At 71.4% G+C, this 25,955-nt stretch carries 31 protein-coding genes; 16 read left to right on the top strand and 15 right to left on the bottom strand.

The genetic code is table 11. The features are described 5' to 3' along the window. Position 1 precedes the first annotated feature (1 nt). The 3 genes from ABCQ75_RS02385 to ABCQ75_RS02375 form a co-directional block, all read right to left on the bottom strand. Complete coding sequence (locus tag ABCQ75_RS02385) at positions 2-394, bottom strand: hypothetical protein (protein ID WP_345882880.1); 393 nt, start codon at positions 392-394, stop codon at positions 2-4. A gap of 172 nt (positions 395-566) precedes the next feature. Beyond that, positions 567-989, bottom strand: a complete 423-nt coding sequence (locus tag ABCQ75_RS02380; protein ID WP_345882879.1) for a hypothetical protein — start codon at positions 987-989, stop codon at positions 567-569. 15 nt (positions 990-1,004) lie between these two features. Continuing rightward, on the bottom strand, positions 1,005-1,367 hold the full coding sequence (locus ABCQ75_RS02375) for a hypothetical protein (RefSeq protein WP_345882878.1): 363 nt from the start codon (positions 1,365-1,367) through the stop codon (positions 1,005-1,007). 201 nt (positions 1,368-1,568) lie between these two features. Between ABCQ75_RS02375 and ABCQ75_RS02370 the strand changes: the two genes are divergently transcribed. After that, positions 1,569-2,168, top strand: coding sequence for a recombinase family protein (locus ABCQ75_RS02370; RefSeq protein ID WP_345882877.1), 600 nt, complete (start codon positions 1,569-1,571; stop codon positions 2,166-2,168). A gap of 466 nt (positions 2,169-2,634) precedes the next feature. On the opposite strand, the gene ABCQ75_RS02365 is transcribed toward ABCQ75_RS02370, so the two are convergent. Beyond that, the gene (locus ABCQ75_RS02365) at positions 2,635-2,862 is read right to left on the bottom strand and encodes a hypothetical protein (RefSeq protein WP_345882876.1); all 228 of its coding nucleotides are present in this window, start codon (positions 2,860-2,862) and stop codon (positions 2,635-2,637) included. Between the two features lie 250 nt (positions 2,863-3,112). On the opposite strand from ABCQ75_RS02365, the gene ABCQ75_RS02360 reads away from it, so the two are divergent. The 5 genes from ABCQ75_RS02360 to ABCQ75_RS02340 all read left to right on the top strand — a co-directional run bounded on the left by ABCQ75_RS02360 (position 3,113) and on the right by ABCQ75_RS02340 (position 6,647). After that, entirely contained in the window at positions 3,113-3,421 is a 309-nt protein-coding gene (locus ABCQ75_RS02360) for a hypothetical protein (RefSeq protein WP_345882875.1), read from the top strand. After that, complete coding sequence (locus tag ABCQ75_RS02355; RefSeq protein ID WP_345882874.1) at positions 3,418-4,347, top strand: metallophosphoesterase; 930 nt, start codon at positions 3,418-3,420, stop codon at positions 4,345-4,347. The genes ABCQ75_RS02360 and ABCQ75_RS02355 overlap by 4 nt, the downstream gene beginning before the upstream one ends. A gap of 604 nt (positions 4,348-4,951) precedes the next feature. Continuing rightward, on the top strand, positions 4,952-5,509 hold the full coding sequence (locus ABCQ75_RS02350) for a hypothetical protein (RefSeq protein WP_345882873.1): 558 nt from the start codon (positions 4,952-4,954) through the stop codon (positions 5,507-5,509). A 344-nt stretch (positions 5,510-5,853) separates the two neighbouring features. After that, a complete protein-coding gene (locus ABCQ75_RS02345) occupies positions 5,854-6,090 on the top strand; it encodes a hypothetical protein (RefSeq protein ID WP_345882872.1) in 237 nt (78 codons plus the stop codon). After that, entirely contained in the window at positions 6,090-6,647 is a 558-nt protein-coding gene (locus tag ABCQ75_RS02340; RefSeq protein WP_345882871.1) for an HAD domain-containing protein, read from the top strand. The genes ABCQ75_RS02345 and ABCQ75_RS02340 overlap by 1 nt, the downstream gene beginning before the upstream one ends. Positions 6,648-6,859: 212 nt before the next feature. Here the strand turns inward: ABCQ75_RS02340 and ABCQ75_RS02335 are convergent, their stop codons facing one another. Genes ABCQ75_RS02335 through ABCQ75_RS02325 form a run of 3 tightly spaced genes read right to left on the bottom strand, consistent with a single transcriptional unit; the run spans position 6,860 to position 8,356 of the window. Further along, positions 6,860-7,081, bottom strand: coding sequence for a type II toxin-antitoxin system Phd/YefM family antitoxin (locus tag ABCQ75_RS02335; protein WP_345882870.1), 222 nt, complete (start codon positions 7,079-7,081; stop codon positions 6,860-6,862). 47 nt (positions 7,082-7,128) lie between these two features. Beyond that, a complete protein-coding gene (locus tag ABCQ75_RS02330) occupies positions 7,129-7,692 on the bottom strand; it encodes a signal peptidase I (RefSeq protein WP_345882869.1) in 564 nt (187 codons plus the stop codon). A 52-nt stretch (positions 7,693-7,744) separates the two neighbouring features. Further along, positions 7,745-8,356 (bottom strand): hypothetical protein, encoded by a 612-nt coding sequence (locus ABCQ75_RS02325; RefSeq protein WP_345882868.1) that lies wholly within the window; start codon positions 8,354-8,356, stop codon positions 7,745-7,747. A 1,063-nt stretch (positions 8,357-9,419) separates the two neighbouring features. Between ABCQ75_RS02325 and ABCQ75_RS02320 the strand changes: the two genes are divergently transcribed. Both ABCQ75_RS02320 and ABCQ75_RS02315 read left to right on the top strand, forming a co-directional pair. Beyond that, positions 9,420-9,899, top strand: coding sequence for a hypothetical protein (locus ABCQ75_RS02320; RefSeq protein ID WP_345882867.1), 480 nt, complete (start codon positions 9,420-9,422; stop codon positions 9,897-9,899). Positions 9,900-9,953: 54 nt separating this feature from the next. After that, positions 9,954-12,794, top strand: a complete 2,841-nt coding sequence (locus tag ABCQ75_RS02315; protein ID WP_345882866.1) for a toprim domain-containing protein — start codon at positions 9,954-9,956, stop codon at positions 12,792-12,794. 68 nt (positions 12,795-12,862) lie between these two features. Here ABCQ75_RS02315 and ABCQ75_RS02310 read toward each other — a convergent pair whose 3' ends face one another. Further along, positions 12,863-13,231 carry a hypothetical protein gene (locus ABCQ75_RS02310; RefSeq protein ID WP_345882865.1) on the bottom strand — a complete coding sequence of 123 codons (369 nt, stop codon included), beginning with the start codon at positions 13,229-13,231 and terminating at the stop codon, positions 12,863-12,865. 491 nt (positions 13,232-13,722) lie between these two features. Between ABCQ75_RS02310 and ABCQ75_RS02305 the strand changes: the two genes are divergently transcribed. Both ABCQ75_RS02305 and ABCQ75_RS02300 read left to right on the top strand, forming a co-directional pair. Then, positions 13,723-14,649, top strand: a complete 927-nt coding sequence (locus ABCQ75_RS02305; RefSeq protein WP_345882864.1) for a hypothetical protein — start codon at positions 13,723-13,725, stop codon at positions 14,647-14,649. Positions 14,650-15,017: 368 nt separating this feature from the next. Beyond that, positions 15,018-15,395: a hypothetical protein gene (locus ABCQ75_RS02300; RefSeq protein WP_345882863.1), complete on the top strand. Its 378-nt coding sequence runs from the start codon at positions 15,018-15,020 to the stop codon at positions 15,393-15,395. A gap of 86 nt (positions 15,396-15,481) precedes the next feature. Here ABCQ75_RS02300 and ABCQ75_RS02295 read toward each other — a convergent pair whose 3' ends face one another. The 6 genes from ABCQ75_RS02295 to ABCQ75_RS02270 all read right to left on the bottom strand — a co-directional run bounded on the left by ABCQ75_RS02295 (position 15,482) and on the right by ABCQ75_RS02270 (position 18,993). After that, positions 15,482-16,228, bottom strand: coding sequence for a hypothetical protein (locus ABCQ75_RS02295; protein WP_345882862.1), 747 nt, complete (start codon positions 16,226-16,228; stop codon positions 15,482-15,484). A 47-nt stretch (positions 16,229-16,275) separates the two neighbouring features. After that, the gene (locus tag ABCQ75_RS02290) at positions 16,276-16,551 is read right to left on the bottom strand and encodes a glutaredoxin family protein (protein WP_345882861.1); all 276 of its coding nucleotides are present in this window, start codon (positions 16,549-16,551) and stop codon (positions 16,276-16,278) included. 25 nt (positions 16,552-16,576) lie between these two features. Then, the gene (locus tag ABCQ75_RS02285; protein ID WP_345882860.1) at positions 16,577-16,819 is read right to left on the bottom strand and encodes a hypothetical protein; all 243 of its coding nucleotides are present in this window, start codon (positions 16,817-16,819) and stop codon (positions 16,577-16,579) included. Between the two features lie 38 nt (positions 16,820-16,857). Beyond that, positions 16,858-17,130, bottom strand: coding sequence for a hypothetical protein (locus ABCQ75_RS02280; protein ID WP_345882859.1), 273 nt, complete (start codon positions 17,128-17,130; stop codon positions 16,858-16,860). A gap of 58 nt (positions 17,131-17,188) precedes the next feature. Then, positions 17,189-17,551: a hypothetical protein gene (locus ABCQ75_RS02275; protein WP_345882858.1), complete on the bottom strand. Its 363-nt coding sequence runs from the start codon at positions 17,549-17,551 to the stop codon at positions 17,189-17,191. Positions 17,552-17,685: 134 nt separating this feature from the next. Next, positions 17,686-18,993 (bottom strand): hypothetical protein, encoded by a 1,308-nt coding sequence (locus ABCQ75_RS02270; RefSeq protein ID WP_345882857.1) that lies wholly within the window; start codon positions 18,991-18,993, stop codon positions 17,686-17,688. A gap of 518 nt (positions 18,994-19,511) precedes the next feature. Here ABCQ75_RS02270 and ABCQ75_RS02265 point away from each other — a divergent pair. After that, entirely contained in the window at positions 19,512-20,210 is a 699-nt protein-coding gene (locus ABCQ75_RS02265) for a helix-turn-helix domain-containing protein (RefSeq protein ID WP_345882856.1), read from the top strand. After that, on the top strand, positions 20,207-20,821 hold the full coding sequence (locus ABCQ75_RS02260) for a hypothetical protein (RefSeq protein ID WP_345882855.1): 615 nt from the start codon (positions 20,207-20,209) through the stop codon (positions 20,819-20,821). The genes ABCQ75_RS02265 and ABCQ75_RS02260 overlap by 4 nt, the downstream gene beginning before the upstream one ends. 61 nt (positions 20,822-20,882) lie before the next feature. Here the strand turns inward: ABCQ75_RS02260 and ABCQ75_RS02255 are convergent, their stop codons facing one another. After that, positions 20,883-21,200 carry a hypothetical protein gene (locus tag ABCQ75_RS02255; protein ID WP_345882854.1) on the bottom strand — a complete coding sequence of 106 codons (318 nt, stop codon included), beginning with the start codon at positions 21,198-21,200 and terminating at the stop codon, positions 20,883-20,885. Between the two features lie 101 nt (positions 21,201-21,301). Here ABCQ75_RS02255 and ABCQ75_RS02250 point away from each other — a divergent pair, with 101 nt between their 5' ends. From ABCQ75_RS02250 to ABCQ75_RS02235, 4 genes are all read left to right on the top strand, one after another. Then, the gene (locus tag ABCQ75_RS02250) at positions 21,302-21,952 is read left to right on the top strand and encodes a hypothetical protein (protein ID WP_345882853.1); all 651 of its coding nucleotides are present in this window, start codon (positions 21,302-21,304) and stop codon (positions 21,950-21,952) included. Between the two features lie 153 nt (positions 21,953-22,105). Next, on the top strand, positions 22,106-22,624 hold the full coding sequence (locus ABCQ75_RS02245; RefSeq protein WP_345882852.1) for a hypothetical protein: 519 nt from the start codon (positions 22,106-22,108) through the stop codon (positions 22,622-22,624). 13 nt (positions 22,625-22,637) lie between these two features. After that, positions 22,638-23,591 carry a hypothetical protein gene (locus ABCQ75_RS02240; RefSeq protein ID WP_345882851.1) on the top strand — a complete coding sequence of 318 codons (954 nt, stop codon included), beginning with the start codon at positions 22,638-22,640 and terminating at the stop codon, positions 23,589-23,591. A gap of 10 nt (positions 23,592-23,601) precedes the next feature. After that, positions 23,602-25,938 carry an FtsK/SpoIIIE domain-containing protein gene (locus tag ABCQ75_RS02235; protein WP_345882850.1) on the top strand — a complete coding sequence of 779 codons (2,337 nt, stop codon included), beginning with the start codon at positions 23,602-23,604 and terminating at the stop codon, positions 25,936-25,938. Positions 25,939-25,955: the final 17 nt, after the last annotated feature.

Below are 25,955 nucleotides of genomic sequence, written 5' to 3'. Positions count from 1 at the left end.
GTCAGCCTGCTGCCGCAAAGGACCGGGCCGCGGCCAGAACGGCTTGGGCCGCGTCGTCGACTTGGCCGTCGCGCAGCAGCCGCGCCGGGGGTACGTCGTCCAGCTGGGGGTTCATGCCCTGGAACCATGCCTGGACCGCCGTTCGGGAGTCGCGTTCCGCCAATAGGGCCGCCACGTGGTAGGCGTGGCGCAGCCGGGTAATCGCCTCAGCTGCGGGCTTCCGTTCGCCGTCGGCCCACTGTCTGACAGCGCGGGTCTCCCGCACCGAGCCGATGTAGGCCACGAGCTTCGCGCCGAGGATGTCCCGGAGGCCGCGGACCAGCTCTGCCTCGGGCAGCCTGATCGAATCCTGATGTGCCTTCAGCCCGCCGCGGGCTCCTTCAACTGCTGCCATGACCTCATGCTGCCATGGACGGCACGCCCACCAAAGCCGGAATCCCACCCGAAATCACAGGACAGGCTGAGCAAGGACAGCTGCAAGTGCACCGACCAAGGAGCCCCTGCCCCGGGGCTTCCTGCAGATCTGCGCGGACGGTGCCCAGACGGTCACTCCCCATGCTCCGCGATCAGTGAGGATCACCGGTGAGCCAGCCGGCGAGCTGATCGTCCGTGGAGAGCTCGACGAGCTGCACCAGGCCCCAGTGCCCACGGTGGTTGGGAGCATGCGAGAGATGGTCGGTCCAGTCCTCGGCGTACTCGCGCAGGGCTGCGACGAGCTCCGCGACGGCCTCGTCGAGGCTGGTGGCCTCGGCGGCTACGGGGATGCCCGGCAGGAAAGCGGCCCAGGCCCCGTCCTCGTGGACGGTGACCCCCTCGAGGTCCAGGCTGCTCTCGAGGTAGCTCCTCAGCCGGTCTGCGTCCACTACGGCGGCCGAGCCGGTGGACCGGCGGATGACTGAGGCTCCGCCCCGCGCGGAGAAGTCGAGGATCCCTTTGAGGCCCGTGCGCGCTGAGGTGTAGTCGAATATCTGGTGTCGGGATGCGCCCATCTTCTGGTCCGTGCGTCAAGCCGCGTAGGTGTCGTCGATGAAGGCTTCGGCGGCGCCGATGACCTCGCGTACCTTCTGCTGCTGGATGTACAGGACGGGGAGCTCATCGTCCAAGCGGGGGTTGGCGCCCATGAGCCAGGCGAGGGCGACGTGCTTCCCCTCGGCCATCTCGAGGATCCTCCAGACGCGGTAGCCGAGCCTTAGGCGTGCCTCGGCGATTGGACCGGGGTCCGGTCCGTCGGGCTTTGCCCAGCTGTAGGTAGAGGTGCGGCCCTTGACGCCGGCCATGGTCTGGACCACCGTGGCACCCACATGCTGGTTGAGCTCACGGACGACGTCGTGGATGTCCATCCGCGAGGCATCAGTGTCAGCTTCCATGCCTCTCATCCTTGCAGGCTCGGTGTGAAACCGACACTGTACCCCGCAACAAACGACCGTTTTACGAGAATGCCGGACCGCCCGAGCGAGGCCGGCGTGCAGGCGCCCCAGAGGCGCTTCCAGATTCTCGATTGTCGCTCTCAGAATCAAATTCTTATATACTTGTCTTGGCAGCGTTTTTTGAGAGAAAGGGGCCCGGCGATGGCACTCCTGGGGTACATGCGAGTCAGCACCGCCGATCAGGTCACCGACGGACAGCGCGACGCGCTCCTGGCCGCCGGCGTGCGCGACGACGGCCAGCACCTTTTCGTCGACCACGGGGTCAGCGGCCGCCTGGCCTCCCGGCCGGCCCTGGACCGGCTCCTGGCGGCCGCCCGGCACGGGGACACGATCGTCGTGGCCAAGCTCGACCGGCTGGGCCGGTCCCTGGCCAACCTGATCTCGCTCTTCGACGAGCTCGGGGCCCGTGGCGTCGGCGTGCGCGTGCTCGACAACCCGGTGCTCTCCACCGACGGCACCAGCGCGCAGGCGAAGCTCCTCTTGGGAATCTTCGGGGCCCTGGCGGAGTTCGAGCGGGCCCTGATCTCGGAGCGGACCCGCACCGGGCTCGAGGCGGCCCGGGCCCGCGGGCGCAGGGGCGGCCGGCCCCGCGTCACCGCCGATGACCCCCGCGTCATCCGCGCCAAGACCAGGCACGCCGCCGGCGAGCTCACCCCGGACGAGATCGCCCGCCTCGAGGGCATCTCCGTTCCCACGCTGTACCGATGGCTCGCCCTCGAGCCGGGCCCCGCCCCTGTGTGAGTGAACGGCGGTGCAGCCGGCCTGTGGGTCCGGCTACACCTCGGCGCCCTGGACTGGATATAGCAGGTGAAATAGCAGGGGATAGCAGCACCCTTGGTACGGAAAAACCGCGGAATCATGCGGATCCGGGGGCCGAATAGCAAAATAGCAGGATTCCAGAGCAAGCACCCCTCTATGCGGTCACGGGGGACCGGGCAGGGGTGGAGGCTTGGCCCGAAGATCCCCTGCGCGAGATAGGGGGTGCATCTCTTGGGATCCTGCTATTTTGCTATTTCTTAGACAGATAGATAGATAGATCCGCATGATTCCGGGGTTTTTGGGGGGCCCAGCAAATAGCAGCCCCCTGCTATCCACTGCTATTTCGGCCAGAGAATCTGCTATTTCCACCACGGGACCGCCCTACCCCTGCCCCCAGGGCGATCCCGAGGCAAGGGCGCATGAGTTGACTCAGTGGTGCGTCCATCCCTCAGCGGGGCTCCCGCGCCGCCGTCCACTCCACCAGGTCGTCCAAGTCGTCCTCGGGCCCGGCTTCGCGGAGGGTCTTCGCGTCGTGCTCGGCGGCCCGCCGCCGCATCTCCCGCTCGAGGGCCGCGGTGACGAAGGCAGCGCGGTTGGCCGCCTCGCCCGAGGCGACGCGACGGTCGAGCCAGGCCACCACGCTGTCAGGGAGCCACATCACCATCCGCTTGCCCATTGCATCATTCTCCCGCGATCGCTCCCGACCAGGGTCCTCCGACGCTTGGCGTTGCTGGCGGGCGGCTGGCGCTGCCAGCGTTGCTGGCACTGCTGGCAGGACTGGCATTGCCGGCGTTTCGGGCATTTCTGGCGCTTCTGGCATCGCTGGCAATTCGGGCAGGGGTGCTGGCATTGCTGGCAATTCGGGCAGGTGCTGGCATTTCGGGCATTCTTTTGGCCCCGCTGGGCGCGATCTGCACAATGGGTCCATGACCCACCGGCTGACTGATCTCGACTCGGGGACGTACCGCGTCACCACCTCCTCAGGGGCGGTGCACGTCGTCGAGCTCCGCGGGCCGGAGGGCAGCACGATCACGCGCCTGCCCGGCCAGGTGCCCCCGGCCACGGCCTGCGACTACACCAGCACGCTCCGCCGCGACGCCGAGGCGGTGCCGCTCCTCAGCATCATCCGCCTCGAGGCCGGGCTCGAGGCCGCGCTCCTACTCGACATCCGTGGCGACGGGATCCCGACGCTCCGGACCACGACGCCGATCGTCTCGATTGAGGCAGCAGGATGAGGGCGAGGTTCGCCGTTGCCGGCGACTGGCACGGCAATACACAGGCCGCCCGCGCAGCCGTCCGGACCCTCCGCGACCACGGCATCACCAACCTCCTCCACGTGGGCGACCTCGCCGTGCGGTGGCCGGGCCCGAAGAAGGGCCGTTTCGACAGCCGCCTCGAGCAGCAGCTCGCGGATGCGGGTATCCGGATGCTCTTCATCGACGGCAACCACGACAACCACCTCGAGCTCCGCGAACTCCCCTCTCAGCCCGACGGGACGCGGCGGCTCTCGGACCACATCTCGTACATCCCCCGCGGGGCCGTCCTAGACATCGGCGGGCTGAGGGTCGGCGGGCTCGGCGGCGCATTCAGCGTCGACCGGCAGTGGCGAACCGAGGGCAAAGACCTCTGGGCGGATCTCGAGGAGCCCACCGAGGAGGAGGCGGCCCGGCTCATCGCGGCAGGGCCGGTCGACATCCTTCTTTTCCACGACGCGCCTGCGTGTTTCCGCGGCCTGGAGAGCAAGTTCAACCTGCCCCAGGCTGTTGCCGCGCACGCTACCCGGACCCGGGAGCTCCTCCAAGGCGTCCTCGAGGCCATGCGCCCGAAAGCTGTGTTCTCCGGACATTGGCACCAGCGCCGCACCCACACGGCACAGTGGCCGGACGGCACATCGACCCAGCTCCACGCCCTCGCCGACGACTCGTCGTGGGCTGGCAATCTGGTCGAGGTCCGCGCCCACGACAGCGGGGCTGTGGAAGTGCTGCCTCTCGTCGTCGGGAGCAAGCCTCAGCGAGACCCAGAGGAGGAGGCACCGTACGCCCAGACACTCGCGCAGGTCCCCCAGGTCACGCTAGACAGGCCTTCAGTCGAGATCCTGGACGAAATGAGGCAGGACCGGATAGGTGGCCTCGGCGCCGAGGATCCCCATAGAGAGGAGTGAGGATCCGTCAGGGCGCGCGGCGCGGACCCAACCCTGAACGCCCATGGGGCACTCGGGAGGCTCCACCCCGGAAGCTGGGGACCGCCTAGAAGAGATCCTCGCCCTCATCTCCGGCGAGCTGGTTTACCTGATCACCGGCCTGTAGTCGTGGCCCCCGAGGTCCTCGGCTCATGAAGATGCGGAGGATCTCGCCGACACACATTGCCGTGAGTGGCTCCACAGTTGCCCCCCGTGCTCGGTGCGCCCCGTTGGCAAGTGCGATCCTTGAGCGGTGGACCGAGACCCCCTGGACGACAGAGACTCCCAAGGCGCAGACAGCGGCGCGATACCCCACCAGCTCCGGCTCTTCGGCGGAGCCAACTTCTCGACATGGCCAGACCTGAAATTCAGCCGAGGCAACTCGCATATCGCCGCACTGCAGTCGAGATTGGCAGAATGGCATGCGAGCGCCCCTGTGTCGGTGAACGCGACGCTCCGGCACGACCGTCAATCTATCGATCTGGTTGCGAGGATCCCATGGGGCGTCCCTTCGCCTCAGTGGTCGCTCGAGCTGGGTGACGCAGTGCACAACTTTCGGAGCGCCCTCGATGCTGTGGCGTGGGGCATGGCCCACTTCAACGGAGCGAAGCCAATCCGCCCTAAGGCTGTCGCATTCCCAGTCTGCCAAGATCGGAAACAGTGGAACACCGCGTTGAAGGCCTGGATCGGTGAAATCCACCCGGAGTTCCAGCATCGGCTTCTGATTATGCAGCCCTTCACGTACGCGGGTGGCCGCATGACGGTCCTCTCGATGCTCCATGACTTGGACATTCAGGACAAGCACCGCGACAGCCTTACAGTCTCAGCCGAGCTCCACGGACTCGACTTTGGCGGTTCCTTTGAGTACGAGGAGCACAGTGCTCACGCCGTGCCATGGGTCGAATTGCACGAGGACGCCAAACTGGAGGACGGCACCGTGCTCGGAACAATCCACGCGGGCGCCCCGGTCCGCATGCATGGGCAGCTCATATTGCGCCCCTTAGTCAAGGCGCAGCTGGTCTACAACGATGAAGTTCACGATGTCCTGCCGATGCTTCATCAGTTTAGCGTCGAAGTCGGGCGCTGCCTGGGCATTCTGATGAGCGGGCTCGCTGCACCTGAGGCGCCGGCAGAGCGTCATTAGCCAGATCTTTTCGTCAAGGTTAAGGACTGGTCCCACAGTTGGTTGAAGTCCTGCCGGGCGTAGCTGTAGGCGTGGTCGAAGAGTTCGCGCTCAGGCGGCAAGGCGTGTTGGCCCATTCAACGCTCGGCACCGCTCACCTACTTCCGTGACCTCGATCAAGTTCTTCGCTTGGTCAGGCGCGTGGGAGGTCCCCGGGGGCGAGCTGTGGGGCCTGACGCTTAGGACGGGATTACCAAAACGCCAGAAAGCCAGAAATGCCAGCATTTCGGGCTTAATTTTGACAATTCCGATTCTGGCGACAAATGTTGCTCCGAATAGAATCGAAGACTCCACGAGAGGGCAGTATGGACGAGCCGACGGGTCCGGGTGAGATGGTGCTCCGGATCGAGCTACGCGGTGCAGAGGAGCTCGGCCAACTCCAGGACGCGGCTCAGCTTCTCGCCGACCTGGACGCCACGGAGCTCGGCGACATGGACGAGACGTACTACCGCACTGGCTTCGACGCCCTGCAGCTCGCACTGAGAGATGTCCTCGAGACCATCCACCGCGGCGCTCAGACGGCCGCACGCAGGCAGTGGTAGTGCAAGGGCTGCGGCTACCCCCGGTACCCCGGATTCACCTGTACCTGGACATCGACGGGGTCCTCAACGCCGAGGCCAGAGCGCTCCACCGACGAGCGGAGTCGCCCTGGCCCGGGGGCTACAACGTCCCGGCACCGTATTACGGGGCCACGATCGCCCTCGACGCGGTTTTCGCGCTGAACCGTCTGATCGCCCGTTACCGGATCGTGGGCCACTGGCTCACCACATGGGGGCCAGGTGCGCCGCAGTTCGGCGACTACATCACGCTGGCTGGCTCTGACCGTTGGCCGGTGCTCGCCACCGAGGACGTGAGCCACTCGGAGGAGTGGCAGAAGTTCACGTCGATCAGGGCGCACCTTGCCATCACCCGGCCCGACATCACCATCTGGATCGACGATCACCTCGATCGGGAGCGGGAGGCGCGTGAGTGGGCTGAGGCGGCAGGCATCCTGGCTGTCGCTCCGGACCCGGAGTGGGGCATCGAGCCGCGGCACATCGACCTGCTCGAGAGACACATCGCGCATCGCCTCGCCGAACTCCGGCCGGACATCACCTGAGCCGCCGATTGAGCTCCTCCGAGAGCCGGGCGATCTGCTCGGCAGCGCGCTGTACCCGTGCCCGTGTGGCCGCTGTCGGAGTGCTCGATTCGTCAGCTTCCCCTGTCTCGTTTCGGCCAAGTCCTTCTGCGCCGTGTCGGGCTGCCGGCTGGACATCGCCCGCGTCGCCATCGGCTGACTCCGGTCGCCGGCGCTCCGCCACCGTCGCCCTCCTACTGCTCGCTGCCACTGGACGCCGAGCCCTCGCCCAGATCGCGCTGACGGCGCTCCAAGGCCTCTGCAGCCGCCAGGAGCTGCTCGTACGTCTCGATGCTGATCAGCCCGGCAACCCGGCGCCCATCGCGGGTGAGCCACACAGGCTCATGCTCGGCGACGACCGCATCGACCACCGAGTCCAGGTCGGCCGCTGCCTCGCTGATGCTCATCGACCTCATGGAGACAGACTGCCCGACAAACCGGTCCGCCGCCACTGGGAGAGGGGCTAGGCTGCGGGCGCCGTGCGGCGCCGGCGGGGGAGCGGGCGGCCGGCCGCGGCGCGGAGCCGGTCCTGCAGCCGGGTCGGGGTGAGCGCCCAGGCGGCGATGAGGATGCCTGCCGTGCGGACGGCCAGGTCGAGCTGCGCCAGGCTGGCGGCCTGGAGGGCCCAGCCGACCAGGGGGATGGCGTAGACCATGCGGCCGTGGACCTGGTCCGCGTCAACCGGCTCATCAGGGGAAGCGTTGGCGTCGCCCTGGGTGACGTACCGGGACGGGAGCCTGTCCGGGCCGAGGACCACGGAGACGACACGGTGCGTGACCAGGCGCGGGTCGTCGTACGCCGGCTGCATGGTGATGATGTCCCCTCGCCGGTACCCGGCAGGGTCCGGGGCCACCACGGCGACATCGCCGGGGGCCAGGACTGGGTTCATCGACCCGGTCAGGATGGTCAGGGGCACCGCGCCCATCACGCGCGGGGCGATGCCGACGGCGACCGTGACGGCGAAAACCAGGCCCATGAGGGCCCAGGCCAGGGCGCTGCCGGCGGCGCGGAGGACTGTGTGTGGCATCGGGGAGCCTCTCTGCAGGCCCCGCCCCGGAGGGCGGGGCCTGCGCTCAGGGTCAGGTCAGGGCGACGAGCCATTGGATCGCCGGGATGACCACCGAGGAGTCGAGCGGCACGGTGCCGCCGTCCGCGTAGGCGATGTCGAGGACCATCGTGTGCGTGCCGGTCGTGCTGAGGGGCACGGCCACGTCACCGCTCTTGAGGTCCGTCGGGGCCACGATCTGCGTGCCGGTCACCGCGTAGCCCTGCCACACGGAGATCTTCGCGGTGATCCCCGAGGCCGGGTCGGCCAGGAGGCTGCCGAGCTGGCCGTCGAGGTGGATGGTGGCCTGGATGGGCTTGCCCGTGGTGTTGATGATCGAGGACTGGCTGGTGGCCCGGATCTGGCCGCCGGCGTTGAGGGTGTAGGTGGAGGGGTTGATCACGGTGCCGGAGGGCACGGACTGCCAGACCGGGTCGTAGGTCTGCACGGCGAGGTCGCCGACCCGGATGCTGGTCGCCCCGGTCGCCTGGGCGCTGCCCTGGATGAGGGCGAAACTCCCGCCGAACGACCCGGCGAGGAGGGCGGCGGCGGTGGCGAGGGCGGCGGCCCTCTTGCTGAACCGGCGGCGCGGCTTGGCGGCGGTCTCCGTGGCCGGGGCCACGGGGGTGATGGTGGTGGTGCTCATGTATGCCTTTCGACGTGCTGGTGGAGTGGGTGCTGCGGCTCCGCCGCGGTGGGGCAAGGACCTCCGGCTGTGAGCTAATCATAGCCTTTGTAACTCATGCGGGCAATGTTGGCCCTGCACCTGCCTGTGTGCGGCCCCGCCCGGAAGCGCGCTGGCGCCCGGCCGAGTTGTACTGCGTCTCGTCCCTGGCTGCTCTCCTAGCGGTGGATAGGACAGGCCCGGGCGGCCTGACGGGTTGGGCTCAGGCCTGGGAGGCCTGGTGGTGTGGCGGGTGGGGCCTGACCAGGCGCGCCAGGCGGCCGGGCAGTGCAGCGGCCCGGTCCTGGAGCCGGGCGAGGGCCCAGACTGCGATGAGTTCGAGCTGGTCCGGGAGCGGGGTGCGGACAGAGGTGCCGTCAGGCTGCTCAGGCCACGCCGGGGAAGGCCAGATGGCTCAGCGCCAGGGCGAGGCGGGCTGGTGCAGGGGAGGAGGTCATGCACTGACCTTAACAGTCGAGCGCTACAACAGACCGTGCAACGCGGGCCTCCCGGTCAAAGGGTGGCCATGTGCGTCCAGTTTGGCCGTGTTTTGCATCCCTGCCAAAGCTTTTGGAGGGGCCGCCAACGCCCGAAAACCCCGGAATCATGCGGATATATACACTTTTGGATTTTTTGGCATGTGTATGTAGGTATGTAGGTCCTGGGGAGCGTGTGCTGGGTGTGTCTCCCAGTGCACACGCTCTCTATACCTAGGGGATGTTTTCCCGCGCCAAAACTGCCAAGACGCCAAAACGGGGCTACAGCCCTACTCCCGACTGGGATCACGGTTTGGAGAATGTTGGCCGGCTGCCAAAACCTGGGGGGCAAAACCTGCCAAAACGGGCTGATGATGTGACAGAGCTCACATAAAGGAAGCCATGTCGTGGCTTGCACGGGTGCAAATCCCGGCGTAGTGTCATCCATGTCAGGCGCCGCAAGCTCAGGCAGACCCGGCTCCTGCCGCACACATGGGGCCAGACAGACCCGGCCCCTGCCGCACACATGGGGCCAGAACACAGGATCCCGACAACCTCAGGAGCACACCGTGGCCATCGCCCTCCACTCCCTCCCCGCCTCCATCCGCTACACCCTCTGCCTCGAGCTGGCCTCCGCCGAGGTCGTGACTCTCCGCCCCGAGGAGGGCATGCGCACCCTCACCCGCGACCGCCTCATCGGCCACATCCTCTACCGGGTCGGCGATCTCATCTCCGTCCAGCACTACCGGGCCTGCGAGTGGATCCCGGACGAGGAGGGCGCCGTGCTGGCCTGGACCCGCGAGCAGCCCGTGGACGACTGGCACCGCGACGCCCTCGCCGCCCTGGCCGGTTCCCTGGCCGCAACTTGGGGCCTGCGCCTCACCGAGTCCGCCACCACCGCCGGCGTCCGGACCATCGCCCTGGCAGCCCCCGGCGGCCGCACCCACCACGCCCGCCTGGACGGGGACTGGAAGGCCCGGGCCGGTGCCCTGGCCGCCGCCCTGGCCGACGCCCTCACCGAGTCCGTGGCCCTCCGCCACACCCGCTAGACCATGCACACCCGATCCGACAGCACCCGCGGCCGAACGACGCAAGGAGCCCCCATGACCACCGAGCCGACCAGCACCGCGCCCACCCTCGAGCAGGACGTCGCCGACCTCCAGGCGATGTTCGCCGAGCACGGCCTTTCCACCACGACCTACTTCGCCGACGAGGACCTCGAGGTGCTCGAGGCCCGCGGCATCACCCAGGACATGGCCACCGCCGCCGGGGTCCGGTCCATCCTGGTCCGCGAGCACCTCCCCGAGGACCTGCAGTGGGCCTGGGACCGGCACGGCCGAGGCATGCTCTTCTCCCACCGCCTCCTGGACGGGACCGTGTGGCACCAGTACCGCCCGGCCCACCCCAAGCCCCACCCGGAAACCGGCGAGCTCCAGAAGTACATCTTCCAGCCCGGGTGCCAGACCGGCCCGTTCGTCCAGGAGCGCCGCGCCCACCTGGCCCAGCAGGCCACCCGGGTCATGATCGTGGAGGGCACGGTCCAGAACATCGCCGCCAACGAGGCCACCCCTGAGGGCATCCTGGTGGTCGGCCTGGCCGGGTGCTACGGGTCCGTGCAGAACGGGGTCCCCGACCTGGCGGCCTTCCAGGACCTCATCGCCCCCGACGCCGAGGTGTACATCTGCCTGGACGCGGACATGCGCACCAACCCGTCCGTGTGGGACGCGGCCAACCTCCTGGCCGGCAACCTGCGCATGATCCCCGGCGCCCAGGTGAGGTTCTGCCGGATCCCCGCCGGGGCCAAAGCCGGCCTGGACGACTGGCTGGCCCGCAGCCGCCCCGAGCACCGCGGCGACATGATCGAGGGGCTCCTCAAGGAGGCCACGGCCAAGCCCGGCGCCCGCCCGAAGAAGCGGCGCGAGGCCGCCGAGCACTCCGCCCTGGACCCGGTCATCGACCGCGAGGCCTGCCAGATCGTCATGCCCGAGGTCCGCAACGCCGCCGGCGAGCTCATCGCCGCGCGCCGGGTCCTCCTGGACGCCGCCATCGAGATCCACCGGAGCCGGGCCATCGGCAACGAGCTGGACCCCGAGGCGGCCGTCCAGCTGGAGTACGACTTCCTGGTCCACCTGCGCCTGGGCGGGGCCCGCAGGACCTACGAGGTCAACAACATCCGCCCGCGCGACTTCCGGGTCCGCCACATCCTGGACTCCATCGACGACGGCACCGGCGTCAACATCCACGCGTACGACCGGGACGAGGAGGACATCCTCCGCGCCATCCGCACCGGCTCCGAGCAGCTCATCCAGGTGGTCCAGGCGCACTCCGGCTGGTACCTGTCCGCCGCCGACGGGGACGCAGTCCGCTACCTGGACGCCCGCGGGTCGACCTGGGCCAAGGCCGACCCCGACGGGTCGGTCCGCTCCGGCCGGGACGAGGGCGAGCACCTGGCCCGCGTGTCCGAGGTCACCGGCGAGAGGCAGGCTTTCCTGGACATCCGGGACCTCACCGACGAGCAGCTGGCCGAGGCCTGCCGGGCCGTCACCGGGGTCACGGCCCAGGCCACGGACTCCCGGGCGTACACCATCGCCATGGCAACCGCGGCGGCATCCGTGACCGGGGCCACCCCGTTCGGGCTCCCGGGCGTCTACGGGGCCTACGGCGCGGGCAAGAGCTGGGTCATGACGCTGGCCATGGCGTGCTTCGGCCCCGACATGGCCCACGGGGACTTCGAGGGCACCACGGGCGCCATCCGGGCCGCCGGCATGGGCGTGCACAACGCCCTGTGCGCCTACGACGACGTGCGCGACCGCGGCGAGGAGGGCAAGGCCGCGGTCGAGCAGACCTCCGGCGTCATCGGCCTCGCGCGCCGCTCCATCGCCCAGCGCCCCGGCTCCTACTCCCGCCGCCGACTCAACAAGGACGACTACACCAAGGTGGACCGCAGCGACCCGTCGATGCCCTGGTTCATCATCACGGCCGAGACGCCCGCCCTGCCCGGCTCCCGGGCCAGCTCGAGCCTGGACCGCATGATCCTGGCCGAGTACCCGGCAGAGGCCCTGGGCGACGAGGCCTTCCAGCTCTCCGCCGAGGCCAAGACGGACGGGCGATACCACCGGTGGGGCTCCCTCCTGGTGACCCGCCTGGCCGAGCGCTACGCCCGGGGCGTGGACGTGTACGGCACCCCGCTCCCCTCCGGCGCCAAGGGCCTGCCCGCCCTGTTCGAGGCCGCGGACCGGTACCGCAAGGCGGCCGGCGACGAGCTGCGCGAGGGCGAGCTGGCCGCCGAGACCCAGCGCGCCAGCGACGTGGCCGGGACCATCCTGTACGGCATCCGTGTGGCGGCCTCCGTGCTGGCCGAGTACCTGACCGCCGCCGAGGTGGAGGCGTGGGTGGCCAGGTCCAGGGCCGACCTGGTGGCCGTGTCCCAGGCGTGGAACCGCCGCAACCGGGCCGAGGCCGTCGCCGTCGCCGAGCGGGGCCCCATCCTCGAGCTCAAGGACGCCCTGGCATCGGGCCGGTACATCCTGGCCGAGCGCGACGGCAAGGCGCTGCGCCGCCCCGAGGGCGCCTCCCCCTCCGCCGAGGTCATCGGCTGGACGTGGAACGGGTACATCGGGCTCATCCCGTCCATCGCCCCCAGGGCCACCCAGTCCTACAAGAGCAGGGAGCGGCTGATCGCCATGCTGGGGGACGCCATCGCCCGCGACTCCCGGACGGGCAAGGCCGTCCGGAACACGAGCTACAACCACGTGGGGATCCTCATCCCCCAGGACGTGTGGGACCAGGGCGGGCTCGAGGCCCCCGAGGGCGACACCGTCGAGGAGGCCATCCTGGACGCGGCCCCGTCCCAGGCTGACCCGGCCCCCAGGGCAGCGACGGCCGGGACGGCCTCCCTCGTGGACGCGGTGTGGGAGGGCACCGTGACCCGCGAGGCGTACTGACCCCCGGGCATGAGAGAGGCCCCCAGGTCGAACCTGGGGGCCTCTGCCCGTGTTCCTGGTGGTGCCCCTCAGGCGGGGCGCCGGGGCGGGCGGTACCCGAAAGCGGTGGTGAGGCCGCTGACGCTCATGCCCATGAGAGGGCTGAGCTCGGTGGCCAGCACCTCCTTGGCGGTGAGCCCGTCCTGGGCGGCCCGGGAGGCCAGGTACTGGTCGAGGCGGCCGCGGCCGATCTTGTTCAGCTCGGTGGGCAGGGCCTCCAGCAGGGCCTGGACGAGGGCGGGGGCGAGCTGGCCGGGGTGCCAGTCCTGGATGCCGGCGGCCTGGGCGGCTGCGGGCTCGAGCCGGTCCAGCGACAGGCGGGCGTGCTCGGCGAGCTCGGCGACGAGGGGGCGGGCCGCCGCAGCAGCCCAGGCGGGCGCGGGGGTTCTCTGGGGCATACCACCAGGATACGCCACCATCTTGCACCGGTACAAGTCGCAGGGGTGGCATGTGAGTACCTGCACCACGGCATCCCAGCGCCGGCTCCGCGAGGAGGAAGCCGCGGCCGAGGTCAGACGCCGCACTCCCAGCGGTCGCCAGCCCTTCCTGGGAGTGCGGCAGGGCCACGACCCGGTCCAGGACCCCTCGCGCGGCAGGCCCATCTGGGAACGCCGTCCAGGGCGAGCACGGCGGCGTGGTGGGGTGCGCCGCCAGCCTCACAGGGCACCAGGGCGCTGCGCGCTGCGCGGTCCGCCTCGCGGCCCACAGCTGCGGCCAGGGCGTCCGGTGTGATGGTGCCTGCTGCCAGGGCGCGGCCGATCGTGCCGGCCGCCTCGAGCGCTGCTGCGTCCTGCGGTTCTCCTGCACGGCGCCGTAGCATGGGGTCCGGCTGGGAATCGCATTCAGCTCTCGATGCGATTCCCGCACCCCGACCTCTGGGAGGACCCCTATGCCACGGCCACGAATACCGGACGGCCAGGCCGGCGAGCTCACGGTCCGGGAGACCGCCGCCGGGGCCAAGGCCGTCGCCTACATCCGCGACGGCGAGCACCTGCGCCGCATGACAGCCACGGCGGGAACCGCCCAGGACGCCGAGCGCATGCTCCGGGTCAGGCTGGGCATGCGCGCCGCCGGCCACTCCCCCGACATCACCCATGCCACGCCCCTGGGCGAGCTGGCCACCGGGTACCTGGCCGCGCTCGAGCACGAGGCCAGCCCGTCCAAGTTCCGCGAGCACCGGCGCGTTCTCACACACCACCTGGGGCCCATGGCCCTGGCCTCCGTCGGCCAGCTGACCCTCCAGGACGTCGAGGAGCACCTGGGGGTACTGGGCGTCCAGGCCCCCGCCACAGCCAAGGCCTTGCGCATCGCGCTGCGGGCCGTCCTGGGGCTGGCCCAGGACGCCGGGGCGATCCGCCGCGTCCCCGTCGGCCGCGACCCCCTACCCCGGCCCGAGCCGCCGGCCAGGCGGGCCATGTCCAGGCTCGAGCTCGCCCAGGCGCTGGCCGCCGTCCGGGCCTGGCAGGACGAGCCCACCGTGGGCCGGCCCCGCGTGCGCAACCTAGACGTGCACCTGGCCCTGTACGTGACCCCGGGTGTGTCGGGGGCGGCCATGGCCCTGGGCGCCTGCTGGGAGGACATCGACCTGGACCGGGCCGCCTGGATCACACCCACTGGGGTCCTGCGCCTGCCCGCCGCCGTCGTCCAGGTCCTGGCCGAGCACTGGGAGGGGCAGGGCCGACCGGAGCGCGGCCTGGTCGCACCCTCCAGCACGGGCCGGGAGGTCAGCCCCCAGAAGCTCTCCGACCGCCTCCTGGCCGCCCTGGGCCCGTCCTGGCGGTGGGTCACCGCCGGCTGCCTGGCCTCGAGCGACTAGCCCCAGGACGCGGCGCCGCGGGACCTGCGGGGCGTCGTTCAGGAATCCCAGGGCAGCGAAGGGGAGGGCCCCGGGCAGAGCCACGCGTCCCGGTAGCCAAGCAGTAGGCGCTTACCGGATCCCAAGCTGGGCGGTCAAACAACGAATCCGCTGATTCCAGCGGATTCGTTGTACGCCTCCGCAGGCGTGGCGATGTCCTTGGTGCGGCGGGCCCTAGGCGATTCGGTCGGCCCGGATCGCGGTAGGGGCCGTCCCGCTCCCCTCAGTGGCTGCCGTTATGCCACCGATCGGTGGCATAACGGCAGACCGGGTACCCTCTCCGAGCAGCCCGCGTTGTCATGGCAGCTCGAGCCTGCGAGGGTCGGGGCATGGAGGATGCCACTCGAGACCAGATCCGCCAGAATGCCTCACGGATGGACATCCGCGACCTCGTCCGTGAGCTCACCCGGAGCGTGGGTGCCACGGTGGTCCAGACCATGGCCGGCGTGGAGGACCGCACCCTCCCTCGCGGCTGGGCAAAGCCCGACGGACCGGACCCCGGTCCAGTCACAGAGGCACGCCTCAGGCTCGGCTATCGGGTCTGGAAGACCCTCGAGATGGCCGAGGGGAGGAACGTCGCCCTCGCCTGGCTCATGGGCGCCAACCCGCGCCTGGGCGACGACCTCCCCGTTCTGTGCATCCAGCAGCAGAACCGCGAGGTCGTCGGCGCCGCCGAGGCCTTCATCGATGACACCTACGCGGTGTGACCGGGCGCACCTGCACCCTGCGCCGCGAACACACACAGAGGGCCCCCGCCAGATCCTTGGCGGGGGCCCTTCTCTGCACCCGGCAGTCAGTCCCGCATGCCCACGGAGACGTCGGCATTGACGCGGTCACTGTTGAGGAGCCAGACAATGACATCGACCCCGCTGGCCGACGGGGGCTGCCCCTCCATGGGGCCGCCCTTGCGGTAGTACTCGGGGTGGTGGCGCCCGGCCGTCGCCTCGACGCGGCCCCAGCCGGCGACGGTGCGGGTGACGTCCTCGGTGCGCTCGACCAGATCGCCGTCCGCAGTGACCTCGGACCAGGATGCGGTGGGGGCGTAGCTCCCCTCCGGGACGTGGATGCAGACCTGGACGGTGTCGAGCTCGAGTGCGCCGACATCGACCGCGGGGCTCCCGGCGTCCACTACCTGGTCCTCTCCTACGACGACCACGGGCGCGGGGACCACCCCGCCCAGGGGCCTTGCCGGGTTGTCCAGGAAGGCCCCGCGCTTGGCGACGGCGGCCTGGGCCCGGGGACCGGGGGTGCACGGGATGGTGCGGGCCTGACCGGCCATCCGCTCGGCGCGGGCGGCGCCCTCGGCCTCGAGCTCTGCGATGCTCTTGGTGGATGCCGGCTCGGGAGTGGGATCGGGCTGGGCCGTCTCGCCCTGCGAGGTGCCCGCCTGGTCGTCGGCCGGCTGCCCGTCGGCTGCAGCCGGGGCGGCTGCCTGGGCTGGGGTGTCGCGGGGCGCGTCGCAGCCGGCTACGGACAGGGCCAGCAGGCTGGCCAGGGACAGGGCCGCGCAGCGGGCGACCAGGGCGGGTGCGGGGTTCACGGGGTCAGGCTCCTCGGGTGCTCGGGTGCTCGGGTGCTCGGGCGGGGTCAGGCGGCCAGGGCCGCGATCAGGTCGGGGCGGAAGCCGTGCCAGTGGTCGGTCACGGCCCCGCGGCCGTCGCGCACGACGACGACGGGGGACTGGGTGTGCCCCAGGGCGGCCAGCTCGTCGCGGTGGGCGGCCCCGTCGGCGTAGGCATACACGACGCCGGCGGACTCCAGGCCGCGCTCGGTGGCGCGGCAGGGCCCGCAGCCGGGCCGGCCGTACATCGTGACGGCCTGCCGGGCAGGGGTGCTGGCCGGGGCCTGCTCGATCGTGTCCATCGGTCTCCTCTCTCCCAGATCGCGGTCAGCGGTCCAGGCGGATGCCGTAGCGGGGGGCCACGGAAATGATGGCCCTCCCGAGGGCGCGGCGCCCCGCGGGGGTGAGCTCGCCGTGGGCCCCGATCTTGTACGTGTCCTCTTCGAAGCCCCCCTCCCCGTCGCTCCGCAGGCGGCTGAACGAGTACGTCTGCTCGAACCGGCGGCGGACGTCGTCCAGGAAGGCGTCGAGATCGGTCAGGGCGGGGGCTGCGTGGGGGGTGATGGTCATGGTCTGTCTCCTCGGTGGTGGTGGATCGGCTGGCTGGATCAGCGGCTGGTGCTGGCGGTGAAGTCTGCGGCTGCCTGTGCGGCGGCCTGGCGGAGGGCGAACTCCGTCCCCGCCGCCTCGGCGGCCCGACGGATGGCAGCCGCCCGGACGGCGTCGGCCGCGGCCTCGCGGAGGGCGGCCTCCCGGTCGTCGGGCGCCTGGGCGTGGGCAGTGGGCGCGGTGCCGGCGACCGCGGCGGGGATGGCCGCGCCGGTGAACCCGGCCAGGGCCAGGGCGAGGGCGGCGATGCGGGTGCGGGTGCGGGACTTCATAGTGCTCCTTCTCTCGGTGTGTTTCTCATGTGTGCGGCCCGGGCCGGGGGCCGTCACGCTAGGCCGCGTGCGCGCCCGCATGGCAGTCCTCGGCGCTGGCCTGGGCGAGCGCCTGGACGGGGCCCAGGACCCGGTAGCCGGCGGCTCCCAGGACGGTGACGAGCCGGGGGACGGTGATGCCCTCGGCCAGGCCGGGCCTGTCGACGATCTCGCACAGGTCCCCGACGCGGATCAGGGGCAGGCCCTCCGCGGCGAGCTCCTCGGCGACGGCGGCCAGGCTCCAGACCTCCCACACCTCGAGCTCGATGTCCGTCCGGGACCAGATCGCGGGGGCGTGCATGGGCTCCGGCCGGTGCCTGAGGTCGACGTAGGCCCTGGCCTGGCATGAGCTCCGTGCCCTGACTGCCTCGATGCTCCTCATCGCGGGCTTCCCCTCCCTGTTGAGATTATGTTGCTATGAATAACTCAACCATATGAGGGGTCTGTTGTCCACTCCCCGGGCACAGAAGAGGGGCGCCACGGTGTACGTGACGCCCCTCAGTCCAGATGCCGACCCTAGACGACCTCCACCAGGACCATCCGCCCGTCCGGCCCTACCGTCGGTGCCTCGCCCTGGTAGGTCCACTGGCCGCCCGCCTGGGCTGCCGCCTTGTCGGCCGCGGCCGCAGCGACCCGCTCCAGGGTGGCCCGGTCAGCGGACCGGAGCCGGTCCGGCACAGTGATGCCCAGGGTGCGCGGGACCGGCGCCGACACGCCCGCCGGATCGGCCGGGCGCGCAGGCGCCCGATCCGGTGCCGGCCTGGTCCTCTTCTTCCCGGCCCGCTCCGCCCGGGCCGCCTCCACCAGGGCGAGCCGATCAGCCGCCGCCCGGGCCCGCTCCCGTTCGGCCGCCTCGAGCCGGTCCGCCACATCCGTGCCGGCCGCGATCCGGTCCAGGGCCGCGATCAGCTCCGCCCCGCCCCACGCCTCCGCCCCGGACAGGCCAGCCGCGGCCAGCTCCCGGTCCAGGGGGGACAGGCCTCGCCCGGCCAGCCCGACCAGGGCCGGATCGACCCCGGCGGATCGGGCCAGCAGCGCCAGCCAGTGCCGCGATCCGATCCCCGCCCCGGCGATCCAGGCCGGGTGATCAGCCCGGGCGATCAGCGCAGCCGCCGATCCGATCGGCCGGGCCGGATCGAGCGCATGCTCGGCGAGCTCCCCGATCAGATCGAACAGGCCCTCCGCCGCCTCGCGCTCGGATCGGGTGCTGAGCCGCTGGGCCTTGTACACGTGCACGCCCCCGGCCACCCGCCGGTGCACCCGCAGCCAGCCGAGCCGATCCGGCCGGGACAGATCCGCCATCACCCGCTGCACCGTCGCCGGCGGCATCAGCAGCCGGGCCACCATGCGCGGCGCGCTCACCGCCATCGAGTCCCACCCACGCTCCCCGGCCCGGGCGGCCAGATCCGATCCGACCACCGCCATCACCCGGCGCCGCTCCACCGCAGCCCGAGCCGAGACCGGGCAGCCATCCGGCAGCGGACCCAGGACCCGGGCGACAGCGAGCCGGGAGAGCGAGACGGCGAGCCGCCGCCGCGCCGCGTCCGCGCGCGCAGGAGTGACAGAGTCCAGAGCCCGGGAGCGACCGGCCGAGCGGAGCCGGGACAGGGCCGAGGCATCGGAGACGACCGGGAGCAGGTCAGGGCGGGACCGGTGGGCCAGGGACCGGAGGAAGCCGGTCGCGGTGGAGCCGGCGCCATGGGAGTAGGCCAGGGTGTAGGAGGCCAGGGCGAGGCGGTCAGGGGGGCTGGCCGTGGACCGGGACGCGAGCAGGGCGAGCCGCTCCGGGAGGGCCGGGCCCGTGGCCCCAGGTGAGATTGTCATGTAGTGGATGATAGGCCATTAGGACTATGACGAAGTCAATAGTCCTAAGGGCCTCATCTTGGGCGCTTGCAGGGGCGGGCCCCGCCGGGGAGGGCAGGCGAATGCCGAGGGCCTGACAGGGGCAGGGCAGCCGGGCGGAGCAGGGCCGGGGGTTCTCCGAGGCGCAGCGCATGCAGGGGAGCGGGTCGGAGGCCGGGGCGGTGGCGGAACCCAGGGACGGGCATCCCCAGAGGCAGACCCACGCACCATCCACACCCCAGGGCAGGGCCGCACCTCCAGGGGACAGGGCACATCGCAGGGACAGGCCAGGACCAAGCAGCCGGGCAGGATCCGGGTGGGGCCGAGGCCAGGGGCAGGGCCACAGCAGCAGGCAGTGGTTCGATCTGCAGGGCACTGTGCCGTCCGGAACGCTCTCCTTATAGACCCCCTCCCTTGGTTGGTCTTCCTCCCTGGCTTGTTCTGTCTTCTCATTGGCTCTCTTCACCTCCTCCGTGAGATATTGTTGCTATGCTTATCTCATGATGACTTTCCGACGCTTCGAGATGACCTTCGTGGCCCTCGCCGTCACCGTGCTCGCGTGCTCCCTGGCCGTCTCCTATGCCGGGCTCCTGGCACTGGCCGAGGCCATGGGCCTGCCCGCCCCGGTCCGGGCGGCCGTGCCGATCGCCCTGGACATCAGTCTGCTCATGACGACCGCCGGCGCCATGGTCTACCGCCGCCGCGGCTGGTCCGTGCGCTGGCTGCGGGTGGGCACCGTAGCCTGGACCGGCGTCTCCGCCACCGGCAACGTCATGCACGTGGTGCTCGTCAACGGAGAGATGACCGCGGCCGCGTGGATCGCCGCCGGCATCGCGGCCCTCATGCCGATCGCCGCGGTGACCTCCTCGGGGATCCTCGAGCGCATCCTGGTCGAGGGCAAGGCCGCCCCCGCCCCGCGCAGGCCGGCCGAGCGCACCGCGCCAGCACTCCCTCAGGCCGCCCCCGCCCAGGCTGCGACGCCGGCCAGGACAGCGCCCGCCCGTCTGGCACCCGCCCCGGCACCTGGCGATGCCGAGCCCGCCGGCCCGGCCCTGGACGGGGACGCGCTGCGCGAGCGGGTCCTCGAGCTCACAGACTCCGGGCTCTCCCAGGCCAAGGTCGCCTCGGCGCTGGGCATCAGCCGCCCCAAGGTCCAGCGCATCCTCCTCGCGACGCGCACCGGGCCGGTGGCGGCATGACCGGCCGGGCCCTCGCCGCTGTCGCCGGCTCCATGGCGCTGGCAGCCGCCCTGGCTGTCGGGGCCGCCGGCTCGTCCACGAGCCCGGCCCCCGCAGCGCGCATCCAGACCCCGCAGGCCTCCCCGCCGGCACCGGAGCCGCGCCTGCGCACCCTCCCCAACCCAGGCCGGGCCCCGATGCCCGGCGTCCCGTTCTCGTCCGGGTCCGCCCCGGACACCCTGGCCCGGGATTGGGTCCCGTCCCGGCCCGTGCCCTATGCCGAGCGCGAGCTCGTGATCGACCCCCGTGGGGCCCTCGTCGCGCTGGCTGGCGGCCGCCGTGCCAGCGAGTTCGTGCTGGCCCGGATCGCCGAGGGGGTGGACCCGGAGCGGGTCTCCACCGTCGAGCGGGTCACCGTGTACCCGGACCAGGGCGGCAGCTGCGCCCCCGTCATGTGGATCACGGTCCGCGACGCGAACCCGATCGTCGCCGTCCGCGCCGGCTGCACCCCGGAGCGGGGAACGGTGGCCGTGGACCCGCGCGACCTGCGCCGGATCGTCGGCGACGGGCAGGGCCTGGAGGGGGTCCAGGTGCGCTACGCCGTCCTAGACGCCACGCAGCGGACCGCCTGAACCCGGGCAAGGAGAAGGCCCCCGGCACGCATGCCGGGGGCCTTCTTTGTGCTCGCGAGGGTCAGTAGACGATGGCCTCCACTGTCCGGGCCACGTCCGGGTGGTGGGCGTGGAGGAGGACGCCGGCCGGGGAGTCCACAGTCGTGAGCATGGTGCCCGGACTGAGCTCGAGGTCGGCCAGCTCCGCCTGGGCGCGGGCCGCGGTCAGGGGCGCGGCGGTGAACCGGTTGAGCAGGAGGTCCTGCTGGGCGTTGGCCAGGTCCTGCTGCATGACCTGGACGCGGGCCTCCTCCTCGAGGGCCGGCACGCTGACGGCGACGCCCCCGACGAGGACTGTGGTGACGCCGAGTGCGGCGACGAGGCTTGCGGTGTAGCTCATGGTCCTCAGCTTCCTTTCCGTGAGTTACTTATGCTAGTAAAAAGTAAACCATGCCCTGCAGGACGCTGTCCATGCCCATCTCACCCTGCTATGCTCCTATTATGAATAACTCAGAAGAGGGCGAGGCGGAGGTGGGCCCGGGGGCTGCAGCCGCCAGGGCCGTAGACCTGGCCACCGAGGCCCAGGCGCTCATCGGCGAGGGGCGGCTCCTGGAGGCACTGCCGCGCGCCAAGGACCTCGAGAAGGCGGTCGCGGACGTTCTGTCCAGCGCGATCCGCAGCCTGCGCGGGCTCCCCCAAGGGGACCGCCCGTCCTGGGACGCAATCGGTAAGGCCATGGGCGTGACCGGCTCGAGCGTGTACTCGCAGTACTCCGAGTCGTCCGGCCAGATCCGCGCGGCGCAGATCGAGTACATGCGGAGTCGGCGCCGGCCGGTCGAGCCGGAGCCGGAGCCGTGGGGCATGTCCCTGGCGGAGGCCTCCGCGGTCGCGGAGGTGCCGATGCCCACGCTCGCCCGGTGGGCCGGTGGGTCCAAGGCCAACCGCGACGCCGGGGTGAAGCCCAGGGCGGGCATCGAAGTGCGCGACCTCATGGTCCCAAAGAAATCCGCGGCTCCCGGGCCTGACGGTCGGCGACCTCTTCGGGTCATGACCCGGTTCATGCTTCATGGGGACATGGTCAAAAGGCCAGGCCTCATCCCCGAGCGGCTGCGCCAGGGGGACGAGCCGGCCGTCGGGCCGGAGGGCGCATAGACCATAGAGCCGGGGCTGATCCCCCATATGGAATCCCCCCTTCCGCAGGCCCCGGCACACGAGGGGCGTCGCAGACACTGCGGCGCCCCTCTTCTTGAACATCTGATGAGATACAGCTAGCATGAATATGTCAGCACGAGAGAACGGACAAGCATGACTGCCGCCACGACCCACTCCACGACCACGGTCTTCCAGACGAACCCCGTCTACCGCCTCATCGGCGTCATCCTGGCTTTCGGCGCCCTGGGCCTGACCGCCTACGGGCTCCGAGAGGTCGCCCTGCTGGATTTCGCCGCTACGGTGCTGTCCTGCACGATCGTCTTCACGATCGGCTTCTGGGCCCGCCGGGCCTCCAGTGAGAAGCTCCAGGGCCGATTCGGCCCGTTCAGCCGCATCGCCGAGGCTGTCATCGCCTCTCAGGCCGACGTGTCCGCCTGGGTCGCCCGCCGCACCCTGCTCGCCGGAGTGCTCGTGTCCGCCCTCATGGGCATCGGCATCGCCCTGCTCCGCGCCGGGATCGTCTCCGGTATCCACGCCATGTCCTCGCCCTGGCTCGCCGGCGGCCTGGGCTGCGCCGTAGGCGCCCTCGCCATCGCGCCGGAAGTTTTCCGCTGGGCCAAGACGGCCATGGCGATCAAGCCCGCGCCCGCACACACCGAGACCGAGAACTGAGGAAAGGACCACCATGAACACCCGCACCACCACCCGCACGGTAGCGGCCGCCCTCGCCCTGGCCGGGCTCACCGCCCTGGCCACGCCCGCCCACGCCGACACCAAGGCCGGCCAGCTCGACGGCTGGGCCACCTCGAGCGTCACCCTCTACCCGTCCTGCGGGACGTACTCCGGCGAGACCGGCAAGATCCCCCAGGGTGGCCATTTCAAGGCCACCGAGGCCCCGCGCAAGGCGGACTCGAGCTCGGACACCTGCTGGTCCGTGACCGACGACTACGGCCGCACCGGCTACACCCAGGCCGCCTCGAGCATCGTCACCGTCCCGGCAGACCCCGAGGCCCTGTACTCCCGGTGGGTCTCCCACGACCCGGCCGGTGCTGAGGCAGAGACCGGATTTTTCGGCGGCAAGGCCGGGGACAAGGTCTACGACGTCCACTCGGGGCCCCTCGAGGACGCCGACGTGGTCGCCACCCTGGCCGAGGGCCAGACCGTGCGGGCAGGCATCCCCGTGGACATCTCCGGAGCGTCCTGGGTTCCGGTGCAGGTCGACGGCGAGGCCGGCTTCGTGCAGGTCACCGCCGTCAAGCCCGCCGACGGCCCGGGTGAGGCCACGGCCTCCGCCACGCCCACCACCACCCCCGAGGCCACGGCACCCGCCGAGGGCCAGGCCACCGCGGCCCCCGCCACCACTGCAGCGCCCACGGCACCGGCCGCCGAGCCGGCCGCGGCGTCCGAGGACGTCCCCGCCGCCTGGGCCCTGGCCATGCTCCCGGGCGGGTGGACCCCCTGGGGTGTCGCCGCCGCCGGCTGGGCCCTGTGGCTGGGCTGCCTCGCCGTCGGCCGGGCCCGCCGCCGCGCAGCATCCCGCCGCGCCGATGCACCCGCCGCCCCGGCACCGGCCGTGGCGCAGCCCGCACCGGTGCCCGTGCCGGCCGAGGCCCGCACCATGATCAGCCTGGACGACTAGGAGGACCCCGATGCGCATCGCCCGCACCCTGATGCGCGGGACCTGGAAGGCAGGGAGGGCCGCCACCCGCGCGGCCCTCTCCGTCTCCCGGGACGCCGCACAGACCGACACCGCCGAGGCCGGGCGCCGCTGGCTCGGCGTCGCCGTCCTCATCCTGGTCGCGACCATGGCCGCGGCCGCGGGCTGGCTCATCGCCCTCCCGACAGCCCTGGCAGCCGGCCTCGCCGTCGCCCTGCGCTGGCCCCGCTCCCGCGGCCTGACCTGGCCCCGCCACGGGCTCCGGGGCGAGCTGGCCCGCCGCATGCGGCTCACCCTCATCCTGGGCGGGGCCGGCGCCGCAGCCCTGGCCCTGCGCACCACGATCCCTGACGCATCCCCGCTGCTGGGCCTGGCCGGGCTGGGCCTCATCCTGGCCCTGGCCGTCACGGTCGCCGGATCGTGGACGTCCCGCACCCTCCGCCAGGCCGCCCTGCGCGGCACCTACGGGGCCCGCCTGGCCGCCGTCCTGGGCGTGCAGCCCTCCGCGCTCGAGAGCTCGGTGCTCGACAACCGGGGCGGCCGGCTCACCGTCACCCCCACCCCGCCGGGGGCTGCCCTGCGCCTGGCCGACCTCGAGGGCCGGCTCGCCCTGGCCTGGCCCGAGTACGAGGCCGACCCGACCACCTCGCACGAGCGCCTGGTCCTGGTCCCCGTCTCCGCGGACGCGATGGCCCGCCGCGAGCTGCTGGCCGGCTCCGAGGGCATGATCGAGTCCATCGAGCACCACCCCACCCCGGCCGAGGCAGTGCTCGAGGTCCCCGCGGGGTTCGCGGGCACCACGGCCGAGCTGGCCAAGGCCCACCGGGCCGCGACCCGAGTCCTGGGCGACGGCTGGCAGATCCAGGAGGTCCGCGGCACCGAGCTGCGCCTGGTCCAGGGCACCCCTGACCCGCGGCCCTCCGCCGAGACGTGGACCCTGCCGGCCGGCACCTCGCCCACCGCCGCGGCCCGCTACGCGGCCCTGGCCCGGGCCCAGGGCCTGTCCCTGGTCGAGTGGGCCCCAGAGGAGCGCCGCGCCGTCGTCGCCAACCCGCTGCCCGCGGCCGTGGCCCTGCGCGGCAGGTTCGCCGAGCTGCTGCGCACCGACCGGCCCTGGGAGATCGAGCTCGCCCTCGCCTTCGCGGTCGACGAGGAGACCGGGGCCGGCCGGATCGACACCGTCACCCTGCTGCGCGTGCCCGCCGTCGGCACGGCCGCCGAGAAGCGCCAGGCCACCTGGGCCGAGCTCGTCGCCGCCATCCCCGGCGGCGGCCCCGGCTGGCACTCCGAGGAGGAACCCGTCACGGGTGCCGTCACGATGCGCTACGGCGTCCCCCGCAGCCTCCCGGGCCTGGCACCCCTGGCCGACATGCTCCCGGCCGAGGTCGAGCCGGGACTGTGGTCCAACCTGCCGCTGGGCATTGACCCCCAGGGTGACGAGCGCGGCATCAACCTCAAGCTTGGGCCCATGTCGCTGATCGTCGGCCCGACCGGCACCGGCAAGACCATCGCCCTGCTGGCCCTGATGATGCAGGCCCTCACCCGCGGTCACGATGTCTACCTCACCGACGCAGTCAAGGGCGGCGCCGACTTCGAGGTGATCCGCCCGTGGGCGAGCGGCTGGGCCGAGACCCTGCCCGAGGCCTCCGAGATGATCCAGGCGATCTACGCCGAGGTCACCCGCCGCAAGGGCATCCTCAAGAAAGCCGGTCTGGGTTTCTGGGCCGACCTCGACGAGGCCACCCGGAAGCGGGAGAACATCCGCCCGGTCATGTACGTGATCGACGAGTTCGTGTCCCTGGTCCTGCCCATCAAGGTCGACGCCGCGCTCAAGGGCACCGAGGTCGGAGTCGAGCTCGAGGAGCAGAACGCGGCGAAGGCACTGCTCGCGGCGTACGCCGGCAAGATCGCCCGCGAGGCGCGCTTCGTGGGCGTCCACCTGGCCCTGGCCTGCCAGAGGCCCGATGCGGCCTACATCAGCGGCGAGATGAGGTCCAACCTGACGTCGATCATCCAGCTGGCCAAGCCGGGCACGATGCTCGCCCGGGAGACCCTGGGGATGGCTTTCCCCGGGGACCAGGTGCAGCTGGCCGCCGAGCGGCTCGCCGAGCTCGACGACGGGCAGAGCCGCGGCCTGGCCGTCATGGGCGCCGACGGCGGCGACGTGGAGGGCATGCGCATCGCGTGGGCCGAGCCCGCCACGCTCCCCGGCCTGCTGGCCGAGCGCGGGGTCGCCGAGCGGGCGCCGCAGGCCGACGAGCTCGAGGAGCTGGTGCTCGACCTGGACGAGATCGATTTCGAGCTCGAGGGCGTGGACGAGGTCGCCTGACACCAGGCCCCGGAGAC

It is taken from the genome of Sinomonas halotolerans (assembly GCF_039615075.1).
In the GTDB taxonomy this organism is placed as follows: domain Bacteria; phylum Actinomycetota; class Actinomycetes; order Actinomycetales; family Micrococcaceae; genus Sinomonas; species Sinomonas halotolerans.
The sequence above is the reverse complement of the archived record's forward strand: the minus strand, read 5'-3'. Positions and strand labels throughout refer to the sequence as shown.